The organism is Acinetobacter sp. XH1741 (assembly GCF_041021895.1).
Lineage (GTDB): Bacteria > Pseudomonadota > Gammaproteobacteria > Pseudomonadales > Moraxellaceae > Acinetobacter.
Genome location: NZ_CP157428.1, coordinates 3,512,560 through 3,533,261 on the forward strand (window position 1 = coordinate 3,512,560; position 20,702 = coordinate 3,533,261).

At 39.3% G+C, this 20,702-nt stretch carries 17 protein-coding genes, 3 tRNA genes and 1 pseudogene; 10 read left to right on the forward strand and 11 right to left on the reverse strand.

Annotated features, from left to right (window positions below):
* Positions 1-15: 15 nt before the first annotated feature.
* Both glpD and glpK read right to left on the reverse strand, forming a co-directional pair.
* Positions 16-1,533 (reverse strand): glycerol-3-phosphate dehydrogenase, encoded by a 1,518-nt coding sequence (gene glpD / locus ABLB96_RS16925; RefSeq protein WP_348897749.1) that lies wholly within the window; start codon positions 1,531-1,533, stop codon positions 16-18.
* Between the two features lie 149 nt (positions 1,534-1,682).
* On the reverse strand, positions 1,683-3,191 hold the full coding sequence (gene glpK, locus ABLB96_RS16930; protein ID WP_348897750.1) for a glycerol kinase GlpK: 1,509 nt from the start codon (positions 3,189-3,191) through the stop codon (positions 1,683-1,685).
* A 372-nt stretch (positions 3,192-3,563) separates the two neighbouring features.
* Between glpK and ABLB96_RS16935 the strand changes: the two genes are divergently transcribed.
* The gene (locus tag ABLB96_RS16935) at positions 3,564-4,895 is read left to right on the forward strand and encodes an MFS transporter (protein WP_348897751.1); all 1,332 of its coding nucleotides are present in this window, start codon (positions 3,564-3,566) and stop codon (positions 4,893-4,895) included.
* A gap of 116 nt (positions 4,896-5,011) precedes the next feature.
* Complete coding sequence (locus ABLB96_RS16940; RefSeq protein WP_348897752.1) at positions 5,012-5,434, forward strand: hypothetical protein; 423 nt, start codon at positions 5,012-5,014, stop codon at positions 5,432-5,434.
* Positions 5,435-5,456: 22 nt separating this feature from the next.
* Here the strand turns inward: ABLB96_RS16940 and ABLB96_RS16945 are convergent, their stop codons facing one another.
* Positions 5,457-6,125, reverse strand: coding sequence for a 50S ribosomal protein L11 methyltransferase (locus ABLB96_RS16945; RefSeq protein ID WP_348897754.1), 669 nt, complete (start codon positions 6,123-6,125; stop codon positions 5,457-5,459).
* A 270-nt stretch (positions 6,126-6,395) separates the two neighbouring features.
* Positions 6,396-7,244 carry a bifunctional methylenetetrahydrofolate dehydrogenase/methenyltetrahydrofolate cyclohydrolase FolD gene (gene folD / locus ABLB96_RS16950; RefSeq protein WP_031964130.1) on the reverse strand — a complete coding sequence of 283 codons (849 nt, stop codon included), beginning with the start codon at positions 7,242-7,244 and terminating at the stop codon, positions 6,396-6,398.
* Positions 7,245-7,396: 152 nt separating this feature from the next.
* On the opposite strand from folD, the gene ABLB96_RS16955 reads away from it, so the two are divergent.
* Both ABLB96_RS16955 and ABLB96_RS16960 read left to right on the forward strand, forming a co-directional pair.
* Positions 7,397-7,470 (forward strand) — tRNA-Cys (locus ABLB96_RS16955).
* 11 nt (positions 7,471-7,481) lie between these two features.
* Positions 7,482-7,567: transfer RNA gene (locus ABLB96_RS16960), tRNA-Leu, on the forward strand.
* A 101-nt stretch (positions 7,568-7,668) separates the two neighbouring features.
* On the opposite strand, the gene ABLB96_RS16965 is transcribed toward ABLB96_RS16960, so the two are convergent.
* Complete coding sequence (locus ABLB96_RS16965; protein WP_348897755.1) at positions 7,669-9,432, reverse strand: alkaline phosphatase D family protein; 1,764 nt, start codon at positions 9,430-9,432, stop codon at positions 7,669-7,671.
* Between the two features lie 196 nt (positions 9,433-9,628).
* Between ABLB96_RS16965 and ABLB96_RS16970 the strand changes: the two genes are divergently transcribed.
* A tRNA-Leu gene (locus ABLB96_RS16970) sits at positions 9,629-9,714 on the forward strand.
* Positions 9,715-10,006: 292 nt separating this feature from the next.
* Positions 10,007-10,132 (forward strand): hypothetical protein, encoded by a 126-nt coding sequence (locus ABLB96_RS16975; RefSeq protein ID WP_348897756.1) that lies wholly within the window; start codon positions 10,007-10,009, stop codon positions 10,130-10,132.
* Here the strand turns inward: ABLB96_RS16975 and ABLB96_RS16980 are convergent, their stop codons facing one another.
* The 4 genes from ABLB96_RS16980 to rlmE all read right to left on the reverse strand — a co-directional run bounded on the left by ABLB96_RS16980 (position 10,133) and on the right by rlmE (position 14,235).
* The gene (locus ABLB96_RS16980) at positions 10,133-10,447 is read right to left on the reverse strand and encodes a DUF5713 family protein (protein WP_348897757.1); all 315 of its coding nucleotides are present in this window, start codon (positions 10,445-10,447) and stop codon (positions 10,133-10,135) included.
* Between the two features lie 122 nt (positions 10,448-10,569).
* Positions 10,570-11,421: a dihydropteroate synthase gene (gene folP / locus ABLB96_RS16985; protein WP_348897758.1), complete on the reverse strand. Its 852-nt coding sequence runs from the start codon at positions 11,419-11,421 to the stop codon at positions 10,570-10,572.
* A gap of 133 nt (positions 11,422-11,554) precedes the next feature.
* The gene (gene ftsH, locus ABLB96_RS16990; protein ID WP_348897773.1) at positions 11,555-13,450 is read right to left on the reverse strand and encodes an ATP-dependent zinc metalloprotease FtsH; all 1,896 of its coding nucleotides are present in this window, start codon (positions 13,448-13,450) and stop codon (positions 11,555-11,557) included.
* A gap of 134 nt (positions 13,451-13,584) precedes the next feature.
* On the reverse strand, positions 13,585-14,235 hold the full coding sequence (rlmE, locus tag ABLB96_RS16995) for a 23S rRNA (uridine(2552)-2'-O)-methyltransferase RlmE (RefSeq protein ID WP_000235573.1): 651 nt from the start codon (positions 14,233-14,235) through the stop codon (positions 13,585-13,587).
* Positions 14,236-14,434: 199 nt separating this feature from the next.
* Between rlmE and yhbY the strand changes: the two genes are divergently transcribed.
* Both yhbY and ABLB96_RS17005 read left to right on the forward strand, forming a co-directional pair.
* Positions 14,435-14,758, forward strand: coding sequence for a ribosome assembly RNA-binding protein YhbY (gene yhbY / locus ABLB96_RS17000; protein WP_348897759.1), 324 nt, complete (start codon positions 14,435-14,437; stop codon positions 14,756-14,758).
* 14 nt (positions 14,759-14,772) lie between these two features.
* The gene (locus ABLB96_RS17005) at positions 14,773-15,309 is read left to right on the forward strand and encodes a DOMON-like domain-containing protein (RefSeq protein ID WP_348897760.1); all 537 of its coding nucleotides are present in this window, start codon (positions 14,773-14,775) and stop codon (positions 15,307-15,309) included.
* Positions 15,310-15,367: 58 nt separating this feature from the next.
* On the opposite strand, the gene ABLB96_RS17010 is transcribed toward ABLB96_RS17005, so the two are convergent.
* The gene (locus tag ABLB96_RS17010; RefSeq protein ID WP_348897761.1) at positions 15,368-15,961 is read right to left on the reverse strand and encodes a hypothetical protein; all 594 of its coding nucleotides are present in this window, start codon (positions 15,959-15,961) and stop codon (positions 15,368-15,370) included.
* Positions 15,962-16,011: 50 nt separating this feature from the next.
* Positions 16,012-16,129, reverse strand: a pseudogene (locus ABLB96_RS17015) (hypothetical protein).
* A 145-nt stretch (positions 16,130-16,274) separates the two neighbouring features.
* Between ABLB96_RS17015 and carA the strand changes: the two are divergent.
* Together carA and carB are read left to right on the forward strand one after the other, a co-directional pair.
* Positions 16,275-17,414 carry a glutamine-hydrolyzing carbamoyl-phosphate synthase small subunit gene (carA, locus tag ABLB96_RS17020; protein ID WP_348897762.1) on the forward strand — a complete coding sequence of 380 codons (1,140 nt, stop codon included), beginning with the start codon at positions 16,275-16,277 and terminating at the stop codon, positions 17,412-17,414.
* Between the two features lie 14 nt (positions 17,415-17,428).
* Positions 17,429-20,659: a carbamoyl-phosphate synthase large subunit gene (gene carB, locus ABLB96_RS17025; protein ID WP_348897763.1), complete on the forward strand. Its 3,231-nt coding sequence runs from the start codon at positions 17,429-17,431 to the stop codon at positions 20,657-20,659.
* The last annotated feature ends 43 nt before the right edge of the window (positions 20,660-20,702 follow it).

The window sequence follows — 20,702 nt, forward strand, 5'->3', positions numbered from 1 at the left end:
GTGCGACCTTTTTTATTATGCTGCATCGTCTTTTAGTCGACGTTCAGATAAATAAGCTTCCAATATTTTGACCTGCTTTTCATCAAATGCCAGACCTAACTTAGATCTGCGCCACAGTATATCTTCCGCGGTATTGGCCCACTCATACTCACATAAATATTTGACTTCACATTCAAATAAACCATGACCAAAATTTTTCCCTAATTGCTCTAGCGTGTTTCGGTCTTGCAGCATATTCCAAACTCTAGTGCCATAAGCATGTGCCCAGCGATTAGCAAGTGAGTCAGATATACCATTTATACGCGACTGAATTTTAGAAATTAAATCATCTAATGTTGTCCAGTTTTCAGCACCGGGTAATGGCTCATTGGCGGTCCACTCCTCTGCCATATCACTAAAAAATGGAGATAAATGCTCTAAAGCCGCTTCGGCTAGTTTCCGATAAGTTGTAATCTTGCCACCAAATACAGATAACAATGGTGCTTTTTTATCTTCTACCTGTAACGCCAAAGTATAATCACGTGTAATTGCTGAAGGATTATCAGACTCATCGTCACATAAAGCACGTACACCTGAGTACTGACTTACAATATCAGCTCGAGTTAATTGCTTTTTAAAATGTGAATTAGTCACTGTCAAAAGGTAATCAATTTCTACATCGGTAATTTCTACCTTTTGTGGATTACCGTTATATTCCTGATCCGTTGTTCCAATTAAGGTATATTTTTCTAAATATGGAATTGCAAAAACAATCCGTCGATCTTCATTTTGCATAATAAAAGCTTTATGGCAGTCATATAGTTTCGGCACCACAATATGACTTCCTTGAACCAATCGAATTTGATAAGGCGATGTTAGATTTAGATTTTCACTAATTATTTTTTCAACCCAAGCTCCTGTTGCATTTACGATGGCTTTAGCACGTATTTGATAAAACTCAGCTCCGCTCTGCAATTCCAAATGCCATAGTTCTTGTTGTTTATAAGCCTTAATACAACGTGTGCGGGTTACAACTTTAGCACCCTTCTCTTTCGCTTGTAATGCATTCAATGCAACAAGACGAGCATCATCAACAGTACAGTCAGAATATTCAAAGCCACGCGTTATAGCTGGTTTTAAAGGACTATCTTCTTTGAAATAAATCAGATTTGATCCCAATAATTTTTCTCGTTTTCCTAAATGATCATAGAAAAACAATCCTGCCCGAATTAACCATGCAGGGCGTAGATGCGGTCGATGAGGCATAATAAAGCGCATTGGTTTAATAATATGCGGAGCTTTAGCTAACAGCACTTCACGCTCTGCTAGAGCTTCTCTAACCAATCTAAACTCTTTATATTCTAAATAGCGCAGGCCACCATGAATTAATTTACTGCTAGCAGATGAGGTGTGACTGGCTAAATCATCTTTCTCACACAAAAATACGGATAAACCACGTCCTGCTGCATCATTGGCAATACCGACACCATTAATACCACCGCCAATTACGGCAATATCATATATTTTTGAATAATCATTAAGTTGTGCTGTCATTTCTCATATTCTTTTTATTGTTGATCTTATAAAAATTAAAACATCAAATTGATGAAACAACAATCAAAAAAGTAGAATAATCAATTTTAAATTACCACGCATTGAATGGTTAATTGATTACCCTACTTTTAATTAGTTAAAAGAATAAATCAATCCTCAGCCCATCTTTGACTGCGTTTCACTGCTTTTAACCAGCCTTTATAAATAAGCTCAGATTGTTCACAAGACATTTTAGGTTCAAACACTTTTTCTATGGCCGATTTATTTCTTAACTCATGAAGATCTTGCCAGAAACCCGTTGCCAATCCTGCAAGAAAAGCAGCACCCAGAGCAGTAGTTTCTTTCATTATTGGACGTTCTACAGGAGTCGCTAAAATATCAGCTTGAAATTGCATCAAGAAATTGTTTTCCGTCACACCGCCATCTACCCGTAGAGTCCGCAGTTCTTCTTCTGCATCTTGCTGCATAGCATCTAAAACATCTCGAGTTTGAAAAGCAATGGACTCTAAAGTTGCACGAATAATATGTTCAATACTTGCCCCTCGAGTAAGTCCAAAAATCGCCCCTCGAGCTGTTGGGTCCCAATACGGTGCACCTAATCCAGTAAAAGCTGGAACGACATAAACACCATTACTGTCTTTTACACGTGTTGCATAAAGCTCAGAGTCTTTAGCATTCTTAATAACCTTTAATTCATCACGTAGCCACTGTACGCAAGAGCCACCATTAAACACAGCGCCTTCCAAAGCATAGTTCACTTCACCAGCCGCCCCACAGGCAATAGTAGTCAGTAATCCATGTTCTGAACGGACAATCTTTTTACCCGTGTTCATGAGTAGAAAACAACCCGTGCCGTAGGTATTTTTTGCCTGACCAGACTCAACACACATTTGACCAAACAGTGCGGCTTGTTGGTCGCCTGCGATTCCCGCAATTGGAATTCCAACTTCTTGTCCACTAATGGTATGTGTATACCCATAAACCTCAGATGAACTACGCACCTCTGGCAACATTGCTTTAGGGATATCTAAAGCTTGTAAAAGTTTTTCATCCCACTCAAGTTTTTCAATATCAAACAGCATGGTTCGTGAAGCATTGGTAAAATCTGTGACATGGACTGCACCATTGGTGAGTTTCCAAATTAACCAAGTGTCTACTGTACCGAACAGCAACTCTCCTCTCTCAGCACGTTCACGACTTCCTTCTACATGGTCCAAAATCCATTTAATTTTTGTCGCTGAAAAATATGGATCAATCACTAACCCAGTTGTTTTACGTATATATTCTTGCCAACCAGCTTTATGTAATTGATTACATATTTCGGTCGTCTGTCGGCTTTGCCAGACAATAGCATTGTAAATAGGCTTGCCTGTTTTTTTATCCCAAACAATTGTGGTTTCTCGCTGGTTTGTAATCCCAATTGCCGCAACTTGTTCGCTCTTAATACCCGCTTGAGCCAAAGCCTCAACCCATACAGCGCTTTGAGTTGCCCAAATTTCCATGGGGTCATGCTCAACCCAACCTGGTTGTGGGTAAATCTGGGTGAACTCTTTTTGAGCAATACTTACAACGTTAGCATCATGATCTAAAACAATTGCTCTTGAGCTTGTTGTGCCCTGATCAAAAGCAACAATATATTTTTTCGGGCAATTTGACATCTGAATGTCCCTTTCATTATCCACACACATCTAGTCCATGACGCCGCTGCATCATGTCTAACTGTATTTATTTAAAATTTTCTTTGGAATATATCATTGTTTTTAACAGAGATAGGACTTGTTCAGCCAAACCTTGCACATTCTTTAGCAATTTTTTCTACTTTGAAAAAATAGTATGCGAAATACTAGACTGAAACTATAAAAACGACCTGACTGACTAATTTAAAATCACATAAATATTCAGCTTATTCCTTTGCTTAAATAATAAACATTGTTTTACAGACATAAAAAAAATAAAGTGAAATACTCCTCTAGATAATATGTAAAAACGGAATAAAACCTCTCTTTTTTAGCATTCAACCCAAGCGAAACATGGAGCGACTCATGGTTGATCAACCTTCTACCGCAACAACTCCACATTCTAATTTAGATACAAAAACTCGTCTAAAATCAATTTTGGGCGGTTCTGCCGGTAATCTTGTCGAATGGTACGACTGGTATGTATATGCCGCATTTACGCTCTATTTTGCTCATGCATTTTTCCCCAAAGGCAGTCAAACTGCTCAACTTCTCCAAGCTGCCGCAATTTTTGCAGTAGGTTTCCTTATGCGTCCCATTGGCGCATGGATTATGGGTATCTATTCAGACCGAAAAGGACGTAAAGCAGGCCTAACACTTTCCGTCACGTTAATGTGTGTCGGCTCTCTAATGATTGCAGTCACTCCGTCCTATGAAAGTATAGGTGTATTCGCCCCAATACTTTTAGTCGTTGCACGGTTAATTCAAGGTTTAAGTGTGGGTGGCGAGTATGGGGCAAGTGCTACTTATTTAAGTGAAATGGCAGAAAAAAATCGACGTGGTTTCTTCTCAAGCTTTCAATACGTTACCTTAATTGCAGGACAACTCACAGCCTTATGTGTCTTACTCATCTTACAGATGGTATTGAGCGAACAACAACTACACGATTGGGGATGGCGAATTCCATTCTTTATTGGAGCGCTTTTAGCCATTGTCGTATTCCGCATTCGTCGTGGTTTGTTAGAAACCCAATCATTTAAAAATGCTCAAACAGATGCAGATCAGCCAAAATCAGGAATGTTTGCTTTATTTAAACATTATCCTAAAGAAGCGTTTACCGTATTATTTTTAACAGCGGGCGGTACATTAGCTTTTTATACTTACACGACTTATTTACAAAAATATTTAGTGAATACTTCTGGTTTTACCAAACCCGAAGCGACTCAAATCACGACTCTCGCCCTATTTATTTTTATGTGTTTACAACCGTTGGCTGGTGGTTTATCAGATCGAATTGGTCGTAAACCGCTTATGATTGCCTTTGGGGTGACGGGCGTCTTATTTACTTATGTTTTGTTTAATGTACTTGCAAATACTCATGACTATTGGACGGCGTTCTGGTTATGTTTAGGTGGACTAGTAATGGTAACGGGTTACACATCGATTAATGCGGTAGTGAAAGCTGAACTCTTCCCTGCACATATCCGAGCTTTAGGTGTAGCTCTACCTTATGCAATTGCCAATACACTATTTGGTGGTACAGCCGAATTTTTTGCACTAAGTTTCAAAGAGGCTGGGCATGAGTCATGGTATTTTATTTATGTCAGTATCATGATTTTCATTTCATTATTGATTTATATCTTTATGAAAGACACCAAGCATCACTCAAAAATTACAGAACATTAAATTTTTTCAATTAGAGCTCATATCGTATGTCGATGTTAGCTCTAACCCAGTGAATAAGCACAAACAACACTTCTATTTTATGAGATACTTCATATAAGAAAATAAGGACGATACTGATGAATAAAAGTATTTTATGTTTGGCATTAAGTAGTATATTTATTTTAACTGCTTGTCAGACTACACCTCGACAATATAATGGTTCAACTGGCTACCAGATTGAAAACCAAACAAAAACCTCAGCGACTTTAGCTTATACTTTAGCTGGCCGCGGCAACCAGCAACTTGATGAACGCAAACTACAACGTGCTTGTCAAAATGTGCTAGGTGCGCAGAAGGTATATAAATTATCAGTTTTAAGTATCAATGAAATTCCAAACCCATCTAAAGATGAGCAATATGGAATTAAACTCGGTGAAACTCGCGCTTCTTTTGGTTTATCAAATACGCCTAGCCTAAATAATGGTGAAGACTATGCGACACGCCAAGCACTTGAAGCACGTCCAAGTACTTTAAAAGTAGTTCGTTATACCTGTTCATAAAATAAAAAAAGACGCTGTTTTTTTACAGCGTCTTATAAAAACTTACATTTCGAAATTCTTTTGCTTCATCTAAATCTGGCCAAGTTGTTGCACTTCTTTCTTCAATTTTTTCGTACTTTGAATGGCTAAAGTTTCTAACTCGGCTATCTGCAACCCAAACTTCTGGAGCAAACTTTAAAAACTCATCTAAAAAGAAACGATTGCACTGGTCATATAGCACATCAGCGGCAAGTAAAATATCGACCTGCTCAGCTTTATATAAATCATCCAGATATTCAAGCTCTACATCATTAAGTAAAGCATTTTCCCGACAAGCATTTAAACTGACCTGATCAATATCACAACAGATTACGCGTTTTGCACCAGCCATTTTTGCTGCAATTGCAACCACACCAGAACCCGCGCCAAAATCTAATACCACTTTATCTTTAACATGATGTGGCTCGGCAAGTAACCATTGCGCCATCGCCAAACCTGATGCCCAACAGAAAATCCAGTACGGCGTGTCATTCCAGATACGGCGAATAACTTCATCATCTAAACGATCAGTTGGAAAAACTGGTGGAATTAACCATAAAGAAATTGGAGTTTCAGGTAGCTGTTGAGCCATTAACTCACAATCAGGAATAACTTCATGTAAGGCTTGAAGTAAATGTTCAGGGGCTTTGGTCAATTGGAAGGTGCAGCTCATCAGATTTCTTTTAATTCATTTTTATAACAAGCATAACAGAGTCATTCCATTATGATTTGAATTTTTAGTATAACCTTCGGTTAGACCTGAGAAGCCCTGCTTCGCAAGGTTTTCGTAAAAATTAGGTCTAACCATTGTCATCCGCAAAACTCGGCAGATACTATCTAGAATTTAAGCATCGTAGAAACATTAAATTTTTAATGTATTTCTGCCTCAAACAATTGCGGATGACGGTTACGCGTATCAAATAACAGCCTAGCGTTAATTAAATTAACCTAAAGCTTTTTCAGCAGCTTCTACAGTTTGACGAATCAAAGTTGTGATTGTCATTGGACCAACACCACCCGGTACTGGTGTATAAGCAGAAGCAATTTCTTCAATACCTTGTAATTGAATATCGCCAACACCGCCGCCATCACGTGGATGGAAACCAGCGTCTACAACAACTGCACCTTGTTTAATCCAGTCTTTTTGGATAAGTTCAGCCTTACCTACAGCACCAACAATAATGTCAGCTTGTTTCACAAGCTCAGGTAAATTTTGTGTACGTGAATGACAAATAGTGACGGTTGCATTTGCTTGTAACAACATCATTGCCATTGGTTTACCTAAAATTGCAGAACGGCCAACCACAACCGCATGTTTTCCAGCAATTTCGATATTATTTTCTTTTAAAATGGTCATGATGCCAGCAGGAGTTGCTGAACCATATGCAGCTTCACCCATTGCCATGCGACCAAAACCAAGACAAGTTACGCCATCTACATCTTTAGCCAATGAAATAGCATCGAAACATGCGCGCTCATCAATTTGTGCAGGAACTGGATGTTGTAAAAGAATACCGTGAACATCCGGATTGGCATTTAGCTTTTCAATTTCAGCTAATAATTGTTCTGTTGTGGTTTCTTGTGATAATTCAATTTTTAACGAATCCATACCTACTCGGCGGCAGGCATTTCCTTTCATGCGTACATAAGTTGCAGATGCACCATCATCCCCAACTAAAATAGTCGCTAAAATCGGGGTACGACCTGTTTTAGCTTTTAAAGCTTCAACACGTACCAACAAATTTTCTTCAATTTGCTTTGCTAACGCACGACCGTCTAAAACCAATGCCACAGCACATCTCCAAGGTAGACATGAATTTAATGTGCCAATAATACATGATAATTTGGACAATTTTATTCTAGATGTTGCTTTTATGTGCATCTTCGCGCAAAACAGTATTGTTTTTTTTGTAAAGGTTGCTAATATGTGCATCACCAAATGTAGGCGGGGTGGCAGAGTGGTCATGCAGCGGACTGCAACTCCGTGGACGCCGGTTCGATTCCGACCTCCGCCTCCAAATTTGGTAAAGCCCGGGTGGTGAAATAGGTAGACACAGGGGATTTAAAATCCCCCGCCCACAAAGCGTGCCGGTTCGAGTCCGGCCCCGGGCACCATCTTCAAGTATTGAATATGGTGCCATAAAGAATCCAGCGTAAGCTGGTTTTTTTATGCCTAAAAAAAGGGCCACCGATGTAACCCTCTATTTTTTAAAAGTTTAAGCAGTTTTTTGGTCTTGTTTTAACGGTATTAAATTTAAATCCAACACAATATCGTTTTGTCTGCTTGAATCTATTTGATATTCTGGATTTTTAATAGAATCTAAAAATATCCACTGTGAATGAACTTGCGCCTGATCCAGAGTAACTCGCAAATATCCACGTTGATTTAAATTACAATAAGCTAATTCATCAATTAAGGTAGTAAAGGCAAATTCAAACTGCTGTAACTGTGCCAATGGAATACTTAAATATTTTTCTAGTCCAGGTGATGATACAGAGCCGGTTGCCAACTCAACACCTATATATTTTCCCTTTTGGCTATACAAATAAGATGCCCATGCATTATGCGTATCACCTGCTAACACAACGATCTTTTTATTAAACTCAGCCAATTTGTCATAAACAAACTCTCGCTCAGCATAATAACCATCCCAAGCATCTAAATTATAAGGTGCAACCGTCATAATTCTTGCTTTTTCTTGGGCTGTTAATGTCGGATCACCTTGTTTCAATCGAAGTTTTAAAGTGACCAACTCGGTAATTTGTGTATTCATTTTAGCCAGAGCTTCAGGTGACGTCCCCCCAGAAGTAATTTGGCCCAAAGAAGCCAATAACTCAGCAGGAATCCACATTTTACTCATCAAGACTTGCTGCCCTATCACATTCCATGTTGCTGTAGATTGCTTCAATTTATCGACCAGCCAATCTCTTTGCGTATACCCCATCAACGTACGCGCTGGATTTGTTAGATCTGCTTGAAATTTTGCAATATCCAAACCAGAAGCTGTCATATAGTCTTTATATTCAAGTTGCTTGTCACGCGCAAGAATACGTGTATCTAGCATGGTTAATTGAACAAGTGAGCCAAAGTTGAATTGACGATAAATATTTAAATGGTCCGTACTAGAAACTGGACGAATCGGCATCCATTCAAAATAAGCTTGTAAAGCAGCTAATTTACGATCAGAAAAAGGCCCTTCATCGCTTTGATGATTTTCTGCCCCATCACGCCAAGCATCATTTGCTAACTCATGATCATCCCAAATTACAATAAAAGGATGACGTTGATGAGCCGCCTGTAAGTCTTTATCTTGACGATAAAGTGCATAACGTTTGCGATAATCATCTAATTTAATAATTTCTTTATTATTGTCAGCAGGTAAAGTACGACCTAGCTTTGCAGCATCTTCTGTCGCATAACCATCTGCTCCATACTCATAAATATAGTCACCTAAATGAATAATGACATCGACGTTCTGCTTTGCCATTTCACGGTAAACATAAAAATAACCCGCAGGATAATTAGAACAAGAACATACTGCAAAACTTACTTTATTGGTGAATGCAGGTAATGTTTTTGTTTGCCCTACTGGAGAGACTTTGCTACCAAATCGAAAGCGATAATAATAAACTGTATCTGCCTGCAAACCAGTTGCATCAACTTTCACAGTAAAATCATCAGTTTTGGTGGTTTCAACCATTCCAGTCTTTAAATTCTGAGTAAACTGATTATCGGTAGCAATTTCCCAAGTTACTTTCAGACGCACCCCAAAATCTGTTGGTGTCACACGTGTCCACAAGATGACTCTGTCTTGTAAAGGATCTCCACTCGCTATCCCATGGAGGAAATCTGCCTGTATTTGCGGACTTTCTTCGTCAGAACTGTCGTTACATCCAGTAAAAGCCACAGGCATAGATAAGGCCCCAAAACCGAATAGACTTTTTTGAATTAATTCTCGGCGTGAAATTTTTTCTGTCATAAAATTACCAAAGTTATAAGCAATGAGTGCTTTAAACTTAAGTACATAAGATGAACAGCTGATCTCAGTTTGATGAACAAATCATGACAGAAATTGATTAATTTATATAAATACAAACAAGAACTGATTGAAAATAAAGCAAACTCTCTGATTTTCTCTTGCCAATCGCGCACTTGTCCTCTATTATTGCGCTCATGCCCGGGTGGTGAAATAGGTAGACACAGGGGATTTAAAATCCCCCGCCCACAAAGCGTGCCGGTTCGAGTCCGGCCCCGGGCACCATTTTCAACTATTGAATTTGGTGCTACAAAGAATCCAGCGTAAGCTGGTTTTTTTTATGTCTAATAAAAATGATACTTTTAAAAAAATATTATTGTTTATATTCGCTCTGCTTTTGATATCCACCATAAATGCTAAAGAGATTTTCAACGGCACCCTATTATTCAAAAATAATCATTAACACCTTATATGTCGCTCTATTACTCAAGATGACTATCTCATCGAAGCAACTCAAGGGCTAACGCATAAATTTAAAAAATTACAGCAATTAAAAAAAGAATATTGGGTTAGTGTATTGGCAGATGTTAATGATCAGCAGAATGGAAATTTAGTTTTAAAAATTGAGAAAGTAGATGAAGTTCATGCAGGAACCTCATGTCATTTATTAGATGCAATCAAAAATATTGAGAATCGAGAGTAATCACCACTCTCGATTCATAACCAGCTCTTCCATTTCAAGATCTAAATATCCCGCATCTTGTGCCACCATCATCATTGCTTCAGCAATATAGTCAGCAGCACTATCATCAAGTGAGGAATCAAGATCTTCAAACTGTGGCTTCATTTCATTAATTTCATTCACAATCTGATGAGCATAACGATAAACATCCTGATCAACCGAAGCAGACTTTTGAACTTTTTTCGCAAATTGTTCAATTAACTGCTTGAGTTCAGCGACCAAAATATCTGGATAATATTCATCATCAAACATTGGGAGAAGTAAGTCATCAAACATACAAAAGATTACACAACAGCAAAAACTTGCCGCTTATAACATATTTTCGCAAAAATCACGAGAATTTTACCCGACTCATGCATCCAGTTTTTATATGAAGAATCGATTTACCTCACATTATTTCAAGCGTGTTGCATAGCTTTCCACACCAAAATAGCGTCATGCATCGCCTTTACATCATGTGCTCTCACAATAGACGCACCTTGCTGAATACTCAGCAAATGCCCAGTAACACTTCCTACAGCACGCTGATCTGCGGCAGCCCCGTGTAAAGCTTCACCAATGAAACGTTTACGGGAAAGGCCAGATAAAATTGGATACCCCATTTCATTAAGCTTCCAAAACTCTTTTAAAAGTTTTAAATTTTGATGAGCATTTTTTGCAAAACCAAAACCAGGATCAATAATAATATTTTGTTTTTTTACACCTGCATTTAAAGCCTCATTCACGCGCTGCTGAAGCTCCGCTATAACATCTAGCGTTACATCAGTATATTGGTCCAACTGATTCATTGTCGTTGGCTCACCACGCATATGCATAATCACTACAGGTATATCTAATTCAACAGCTGTTTGTAGGGCATTAGGACGCGTTAACGCACGCACATCATTCCAAATATGTGCTCCAACTGCTTTTGCTGAGCGCATCACCTCTGGCTGGCTTGTATCAATCGATAGAATAATATTGTATTTAGCTAAAGCATCAACTACAGGTACAACTCTTCGAATTTCTTCTTCTACAGCTACCTGTGAGGCGCCTGGTCGGGTTGATTCACCACCAATATCAATAATAGTCGCACCTTGTTCAACCATAGTGAGTGCATGAGCAATAGCTTGATCTAATTGATCATGTTTACCACCATCACTAAAAGAGTCAGGGGTAACATTTAAAATGCCCATGATATGTGGTCGTGATAAATCTAATTGAAGCTCTCCACACTGTAAAATCTGCTCTGGTAAAGATATTAACTGCATCAAAAGCTCCTATTCGAAATCAGCCATTAGTTTAGCAAGTCTCTGCCTTATATGCTGTTGATTTCTCTTTGGCTTTACCTAAAATGAAGACAAATAAAAAAGCCACATGACTGTGGCTTTTTTATTTTTTAATTTAATTCATTGCGGGTAATGGTGGCGGAGTAGATGGACCATCTTTTGGTGGTTCAAATGCAGCCACTGGGTTTTCAGCAATATATACTTTAGGTGGTTGAGGTTCGCGGCCTTCCATGATGTCACGGATTTGCTCACGATCAATAGTTTCCCATTCCATCAACGCTTTAACCATAGCGTGGGCGATATCTTTATTATTTTCCAAGATATCACGAGCTACTCGATATTGCTCATCTAAAATACGGCGTACTTCCTGATCAACTTGTTGTTGAGTTGCTTCAGAAATTGTACGACTACCTACATTACCGAAGAATCCATTTTGATTTTCATCTTCGTAAACCATAACACCCATTTTGTCAGACATACCGTACTTTGTTACCATCGCACGAGCCATTTTTGTAGCACGTTCGAAGTCATTTGAAGCACCAGTTGATTGCTGCTGAATGAAGACTTCTTCAGCAATACGTCCACCAAACAAAATTGCAATTTCATTTAACATTTTGTCTTTATAGTGGCTAATCTGATCTTGTTCAGGTAACTGCCAAGTTACACCTAGAGCCCAACCACGCGGCATAATTGTTACCTTATGCACAGGGTCAGTACCCGGTAAAATCTCGGCTACAATTGCATGCCCTGCTTCATGATATGCAGTTGCACGGCGCTCTTCTTCACGTAAAACCATTGATTTACGTTCAGGACCCATATAGATCTTATCTTTTGCATCTTCAAAATCATGCATATCGACAGTGTTCTTATTACGACGAGCAGCAAATAAAGCAGCTTCATTTACAAGGTTTGCCAACTGCGCACCAGAGAAACCAGGCGTACCACGAGATAAAACTTTAACATCCACGCCAGTCACTGAAGGCAATTTTTTCAAATGTACATTCAGGATTTGTTCACGACCACGAATATCAGGTAAACCAACCATAACTTGACGGTCAAAACGGCCTGGACGTAATAATGCTTTATCTAATACGTCAACACGGTTAGTCGCAGCAATAACAATTACGCCTTCATTACCTTCAAAACCATCCATCTCTACGAGCATTTGGTTTAGGGTTTGCTCACGTTCATCGTGACCACCACCTGTACCCGAACCACGGTGACGACCCACTGCATCAATCTCATCGATAAAGATGATACATGGTGCATGACGTTTTGCTTGTTCAAACATGTCACGGACACGGGACGCACCCACACCCACAAACATCTCGACAAAGTCAGAACCAGAAATGCTGAAGAATGGAACCTTTGCTTCACCAGCAATTGCTTTGGCTAATAACGTTTTACCAGTACCTGGAGGACCAACCATAAGTACGCCACGTGGAATAGTAGCGCCCAAGCGTTTGAATTTTGCAGGATCTTTTAAGAAATCTACAATTTCAACAACTTCTTGTTTCGCTTCATCACAACCCGCAACGTCGGCAAAAGTCACTTTAATCTGGTCTTCCGAAAGCATTTTTGCCTTCGATTTACCAAAACTCATCGGACCATTTTTACCGCCTGCACCACCACCCATGTTACGCATAAAGAACATGAATAACAAAATGATTAACAGTACAGGGAAACTAGCAATGAGAAGTTGCATCAAAATGCCTTGACGCTGTGGAGCTGTGCCCTCTACAACAACATTTTGCTTATTTAAGCTTGGCATAAGTTCAGTGTCTTCAACTTGCGGACGAACAGTTTCAAACTGAGATCCGTTAGTTTTTTCACCACTAATGTTTAAACCGTCAATTGTGACTTGCTTAATCTGGCCAGCATTCACCGCTGCAACAAAATCTGAATATTTCATTGCAGTAGGCTTATTGCGGTCACTGATATTACTGAAAATTAAAATCAGAACACCCAGTATTATTAGCCACAATACGGCATTCTTGAAGTAATCGCTCAAAGCTTTATTCCCATATCGATCTAATTTGATCATGCCCAATCTTGGCCGATCGTCTTAAAAACAGCAATTGTCTTGCTTGCGGATAACCTAAAAGATACAAAATGCACAATTTTTAGGAGCTTGGCAAGTAAACTTTATTGCAATGCTTTCTTACGCCCTTGTCCAACCAAAAAAACTTCTTTAGATCGCGCCCGAGAAGCTGCTGGTTTTGCTGTTTTTAACACATCAAAACTATCAACTACCTGTTTACGAAACTCATCAAAGCCTGCGCCTTGGAACACTTTAACAACAAACTGTCCATTTGGACCCAAAACTTTTTGAGCAAAGTCTAAAGCAAGCTCACACAAGTAAATCTGTCTAGGTTGATCAACAGCCCTATTACCTGATGTATTGGGGGCCATATCAGAAATTACAATGTCTACTTGTCTTCCATTTAAAATATTTAACAATTTTTCAAATACAGCTTCTTCTCTGAAGTCGCCTTGTAAGAACGTGACATCCGGCAAAGCATCCATAGGCAAAATATCGGAAGCAATAACTAAGCCCTTGCTACCAACAAGTTTCCCAGCAATTTGTGACCAACTCCCAGGAGCTGCTCCCAAATCAACCACTGTCATGCCTGGCTTGATCAACTTATATTTTTCTTGAATTTCAAGAAGTTTATAGGCTGCTCGTGCACGATATCCTTCCTTTTGTGCTTTTTTTACAAAAGGATCGTCTAGATGTTCCCTCATCCACGCACGACTACTTTTAGACAATTTTTGGTTTGTGATGCGTGTTGCCATAACTCACTAAATATCAAAAAAACTTCTGATTGTTCATTGTACGTGAAAATTACTCTCATTACAGTACGGATGTAACCTAATCTCAATAACTTTTACAGTTTTTTTCCAATAATGCTGATCGATTATTTATACAGTTTTTCGTACATTTGATTTTAAGTTTTTTGCTATACTAAGTCGTTTTTAAAATCAGGTATTTTTAATGGCCGCTTTATCTATTCATGAACGTAAACGTTTACGTCAAATTGGTCATGTGCTTAATCCGGTTGTCATGATTGGTGGACAAGGCTTAACAGAAGCTGTAATTGAAGAAACTCTTCGTGCTTTAAATGATCACGAACTCATCAAAGTAAAAATTGCTGGTGAAGACCGTGAAGCTCGTGCAGCAGTAATCGACTCGATTGTAGAAGCAACTGGCGCTGAAGCTGTGCAAAAAATTGGTAAAATTGTTTTACTTTATAAAAAAGCAGCTAAACAAAACCAACACTTGTCTAACCTCGTTCGTCACGCTCATTTAGCAAACTAACTTATTGACTACTTATGGCAAGTTACGAACTTTCAGCTTTTGATCGTTTTCAGGCTGTTTCTGTTGTTGGCGCAATTGAACAGCAAGCCCCATATACCTTAAATGTGGGTTTTTGGATTCGTGATCCAAATCAACTTATTATCTGGCCTCAAGAAGTCGCGGCTCATCCTCGTCAAGATTTTTTGTGGGAAGAAACTTGTTTTGAAATTTTTATTGGCGTGCATGATGAAGATTTCTATCGGGAAATTAATCTTTCCCCTTCTCAAGCATGGCAGACTTATCAGTTTGAAGAATATCGCTACCCAGAAAGCATGCCTCCCCTCGTTGCTTACGATATTGAATTGAATCATCTCAAGCGTACTCATTATGGTTTAAATGTAAGTCTTGATTTAGGCCAATTTATGCAGCAGCACCGTTTAAAATGGGCAAATCTTTATTTAGGTTTAACTGCTGTTTTAAAAACTAAAGATGGTATGCAGTACTATGCAATGCAGCATAGTGGAAAAAATGCTGATTTTCACAATAAACGTGATTGGCTGCATCAGTTTTAAAAATAAAAAAGCGAGAACTTAATTCTCGCTTTTTTATTCGTCTTATACAGCTAGAGTTTTAGTGATCTCTTGCTTTGTTCCAAGCTTCAACCGCATTATTTTTGGTACGCTTTAAACTCTCACTTAAAGAATCTTTATGTTTTAAAGAAATTTGGCTGATATCACCTTTAAGTTCTTTGGTAACTTTAGTTAAATCTTCAATTAATGCATTAATTTCAGCTTTTAGTGTATTTTTCAGTTCATTTAAACCTTCTTGTGAAGTATTGAACTGAGCTTTAATCACATCAAGACGCTGTAAAATGTCTAGTTTAATCTGAGCAAACTGATTTTGAATGTTTTGATTCAACTCTTGAGTTTCAGCTTCAATCTTTTCTTCAGTCTCGGTAATTACAGCTTTTACTTGCTCTTGGGTTTCAGTAAAAGCTTCTTTTACCTGTGAAGTTGCTTCATGAGCGACTTCTTTTACCTGTTCTTTTTTCTCAGCCACAGCATCTTTAACTTGAGTCGCTTTGGTAGAGACTGCTTTTTTAGCTCGAGTTGTTGTTTTGGCTACAGCTTCTTTAACTTCGGCTACTTCTGCCTTAACAGATTCCGCTACTGTTGAAGCACTCTCAGCTACATCTATATCTTTTGAAACTTGATTATCGCTCATGCTATTTCCTCATATTGTTTATTTTTTAGCTAGCATTACAATAATTGTAGTCAACTTATTTCCACAGCAAGATTGTTAGACAATTTGCTAAAAGTATCATTTTCAGACAAGCGGATGAATTTTTTTGCAAAAAGCAAGCAAGGAATTATATTTTTTAATAGAAAACAAATAGACTTTTTAGGGTTCCATGCGTATAATGCGCTGTTAAGTTACAAGCGGGCAGACCGATAAGGAGGGGCATGTTTTTTTAGAACATCGCCTATCTTTTTTAGGTCTACTCGCTTTTTTACAGCCGAAATTCAGGAGCTTTGGTTTGAGCATCCCCGCCATTTTAGCCCTCGCAGATGGAACGATCTTTAAAGGAACGTCAATCGGCGCAACGGGAAGTACGACTGGTGAAGTCGTTTTTAACACAGCCATGACAGGCTATCAAGAAATTTTGACTGACCCAAGTTATGCACAACAAATTGTGACATTAACTTACCCTCACATTGGTAACACTGGTTGCAACGAAGAAGACGTTGAATCTGGTCGTATCCATAAAGTATGGGCGAATGGTTTAATTATTCGTGACCTTCCACTATTACACAGCAACTTCCGCTCTGAGCAGTCATTAAGTGAATATTTGCAAGCACACAATGTTGTTGCGATTGCCGATATTGATACACGTAAACTGACTCGTATTTTACGTGACAAAGGTGCACAAAATGGTTGCATCCTTGCTGGCGAAAATATTACTGAAGAAGAAGCTATTGCTAAAGCTCGCGCTTTTGGCGGTTTAAATGGTTTAGACCTTGCTAAAGAGTGCTGTGATCCGACAGGTTTTGAATGGTCTGAAGGTTCATGGGTATTAGGTAAGGGTTTTACTCAACCTGAGTTAAAATATCACGTGGTTGCATACGATTATGGTGTCAAAACCAACATCTTGCGTATGCTTGCAGACCGCGGTTGCAAACTCACTGTTGTTCCTGCTGAAACTCCGGCTGAAAAAGTATTAGCACTTAATCCAGATGGCGTATTCCTTTCAAACGGCCCAGGCGACCCAGCTGCTTGTGACTACGCAATCGAAGCTGTAAAAACTATTGTTGAAACCACAACATTACCTGTATTTGGTATCTGCTTAGGTCACCAAATCTTGGCACTCGCTTCTGGTGCAAAAACTGTAAAAATGAATCATGGCCACCACGGTGCTAACCATCCTGTACAAAATCTTGAAGATGGTACAGTAATGATTACATCTCAAAACCATGGTTTTGCTGTAGATGCAGAAACATTACCGGCTAACTTAAAAGCAACGCATAAATCATTGTTCGATGGCACCCTACAAGGTATCCACCGTACCGACAAACCAGCTTTCAGCTTCCAAGGTCACCCTGAAGCAAGCCCTGGTCCACATGATTGTGCGCCATTGTTCGATCATTTCATCGAACTTATCGAAGCATCTAAACAGTAATTAAGGAGCGTATAATGCCTAAACGTACGGATATTAAAAGCATCTTAATTATTGGTGCTGGTCCAATTGTAATTGGTCAAGCTTGTGAGTTTGACTACTCTGGTGCTCAAGCATGTAAAGCGCTTCGTGAAGAAGGTTACCGTGTTATTTTGGTTAACTCTAACCCAGCGACCATTATGACTGACCCTTCAATGGCTGATGCAACTTACATTGAGCCAATTACTTGGCAAACTGTTGCTCAGATTATTGAAAAAGAGCGTCCAGATGCAGTCCTTCCTACTATGGGTGGACAAACTGCACTGAACTGTGCGCTTGCACTTGATGAAAATGGCGTATTAGCAAAATACGGCGTAGAACTTATTGGTGCGTCTAAAGAAGCGATTGAAAAAGCCGAAGATCGTAAACTCTTCGATATCGCTATGCGTAAAATCGGTTTAGAGTGTCCAAAAGCTGCCATTGCTGAAACCATGGAAGAAGCATTGGAAATCCAATCTCGTTTTGGTTTCCCAGTAATTATCCGTCCATCATTTACAATGGGTGGTTCAGGCGGTGGTATTGCATATAACCGTGAAGAATTCCTTGAAATTTGTGAACGTGGTTTCGACCTCTCTCCTACTCACCAATTATTGATTGATGAATCTTTAATTGGCTGGAAAGAGTACGAAATGGAAGTTGTTCGTGACAAAAACGACAACTGTATTATCGTATGTGCGATCGAAAACTTTGACCCAATGGGCGTTCACACTGGTGACTCAATCACTGTAGCGCCAGCTCAGACATTAACTGACAAAGAATATCAATTGATGCGTAATGCTTCAGTTGCGGTTCTTCGTGAAATTGGTGTTGAGACAGGTGGTTCTAACGTTCAGTTCGGTATTAACCCGAAAGACGGCCGTATGGTTGTAATCGAGATGAACCCTCGTGTTTCTCGTTCATCTGCACTTGCTTCTAAAGCAACAGGTTTCCCAATTGCTAAAATCGCAGCGAAACTTGCTGTTGGCTATACCCTTGATGAATTGAAAAATGACATCACTGGCGGTGTAACTCCTGCAAGCTTTGAGCCATCGATTGACTATGTGGTAACGAAGATTCCTCGTTTTAACTTCGAGAAATTCCCACAAGCAGAACCGGTTCTTACCACTCAGATGAAATCTGTTGGTGAAGTCATGGCTATTGGCCGTAACTTCCAAGAATCTGTACAAAAAGCATTACGTGGTCTTGAAGTTGGCGTAAGCGGTTTTGATGAAAAAATCGAAGCTGGTGCAACAAATGTAAAAGAAACCATCTTAAAAGAGCTTAAAGTTCCAGGCCCTGAGCGTATCTGGTATGTAGCAGATGCATTCCGTCATGGCTTCTCTTTAGATGACGTATTTGAAGCGACTAAGATTGACCGTTGGTTCTTGATCCAAATTCAAGATATCGTTAAGACTGAAGCTCAAGTTAAAGCTTTAGGTTTTGGTGACTTAACTGCTGAAAATATCCGTTCGTTCAAACGTAAAGGTTTATCTGATCTACGTATTGCGAACCTTATGGGTATTTCACAAAAGCAATTCCGTAAGCAACGTTGGAACTTAGGTGTTTACCCAGTTTACAAACGTGTTGATACATGTGCTGCCGAGTTTGAATCTGGCACAGCATATATGTATTCAACTTACGATGAAGAGTGTGAAGCAAATCCATCAAATCGTGACAAGATCATGGTGATTGGTGGTGGTCCAAACCGTATTGGTCAAGGTATCGAATTTGACTACTGCTGTGTACACGCTGCTTTAGCAATGCGTGAAGACGGTTATGAAACAATCATGGTGAACTGTAACCCTGAAACTGTTTCTACCGACTACGACACATCTGACCGTTTATACTTCGAACCTGTAACACTTGAAGATGTTCTTGAGATCGTACGTACAGAGAAGCCAAAAGGCGTGATCGTACAATACGGTGGTCAAACTCCACTTAAGTTAGCACGTGCTCTAGAAGAAGCTGGTACTCCTATTATCGGTACTTCGCCAGATGCAATTGACCGTGCAGAAGACCGTGAACGTTTCCAACAAATGATTCAACGTTTACAGCTTCGTCAACCAAACAACAGCATCGTAAAATCTGCTGAAGAAGGTATCTCAGAAGCTGCGAAAGTTGGTTATCCATTGGTTGTTCGCCCATCTTATGTATTAGGTGGTCGTGCAATGGAAATCGTTTATAACGAAGAAGAACTTAAGCGTTATCTTCGCGAAGCAGTACAGGCTTCTAATGAAGCACCTGTTCTTCTTGACCGTTTCTTAGATGATGCAACTGAAGTTGACGTTGACTGTGTATCTGACGGTAAAGATGTCGTAATCGGCGGTATTATGCAGCACATCGAACAAGCAGGTATTCACTCAGGTGACTCTGCATGTTCTATTCCTCCTTATTCTCTTTCTAAAGAGATTCAGGATGAAATGCGTCGCCAAACGATTGCTATGGCAAAAGAACTTGGTGTAGTTGGTTTAATGAACGTACAGTTCGCAGTTAAAGGCGACGATGTTTATGTTCTTGAAGTTAACCCACGTGCATCACGTACTGTTCCATTCGTATCGAAATGTATTGGTGAATCTTTAGCTAAAGTAGCTGCTCGTTGTATGGCGGGTCAATCTCTTGAATCTCAAGGCTTTACTAAAGAAATCATTCCAACACACTTTGCTGTGAAAGAAGCGGTTTTCCCATTTGCGAAATTCCAAGGCGTAGACCCAATGCTTGGACCTGAGATGAAATCTACAGGTGAAGTAATGGGTGTTGGTAAAACCTTTGGTGAAGCATTCTATAAAGCTGTTTTAGGCTCAAATGATCGCTTACCAGGCTTGCCAACTGAAGGCGAAGAAAAGATTGCTTTCTTATCTGTTCGTGAATCTGATAAGAAATATATTGCTGATATCGCTAAAAAATTCGTAGCGTATGGCTTCAAACTGGTAGCAACTGGTGGAACGTACAAGGTACTTAAAGAAGCAGGTTTGGAATGTGAACCTGTAAATAAAGTAACTGAAGGTCGTCCACATATTGTTGACCGCTTGAAAAATGGTGAAATACACCTTATTGTCAACACTACTGAAGGCAAACAAGCTCAATATGATTCTGCAATGATTCGTCGTGCTGCCCTACAAGGCAAAGTGTATTACACAACGACTATCAATGGCGCAGAAGCAGTTTGCCAAGCCTTTGCTGTGAAATTGCCAATGGATGTATACCGCTTGCAAGATTTAACTGTAGGTTAATTTTTTTACCGATAAGTCCCGTCACCTTATCGGTGGCGGGATT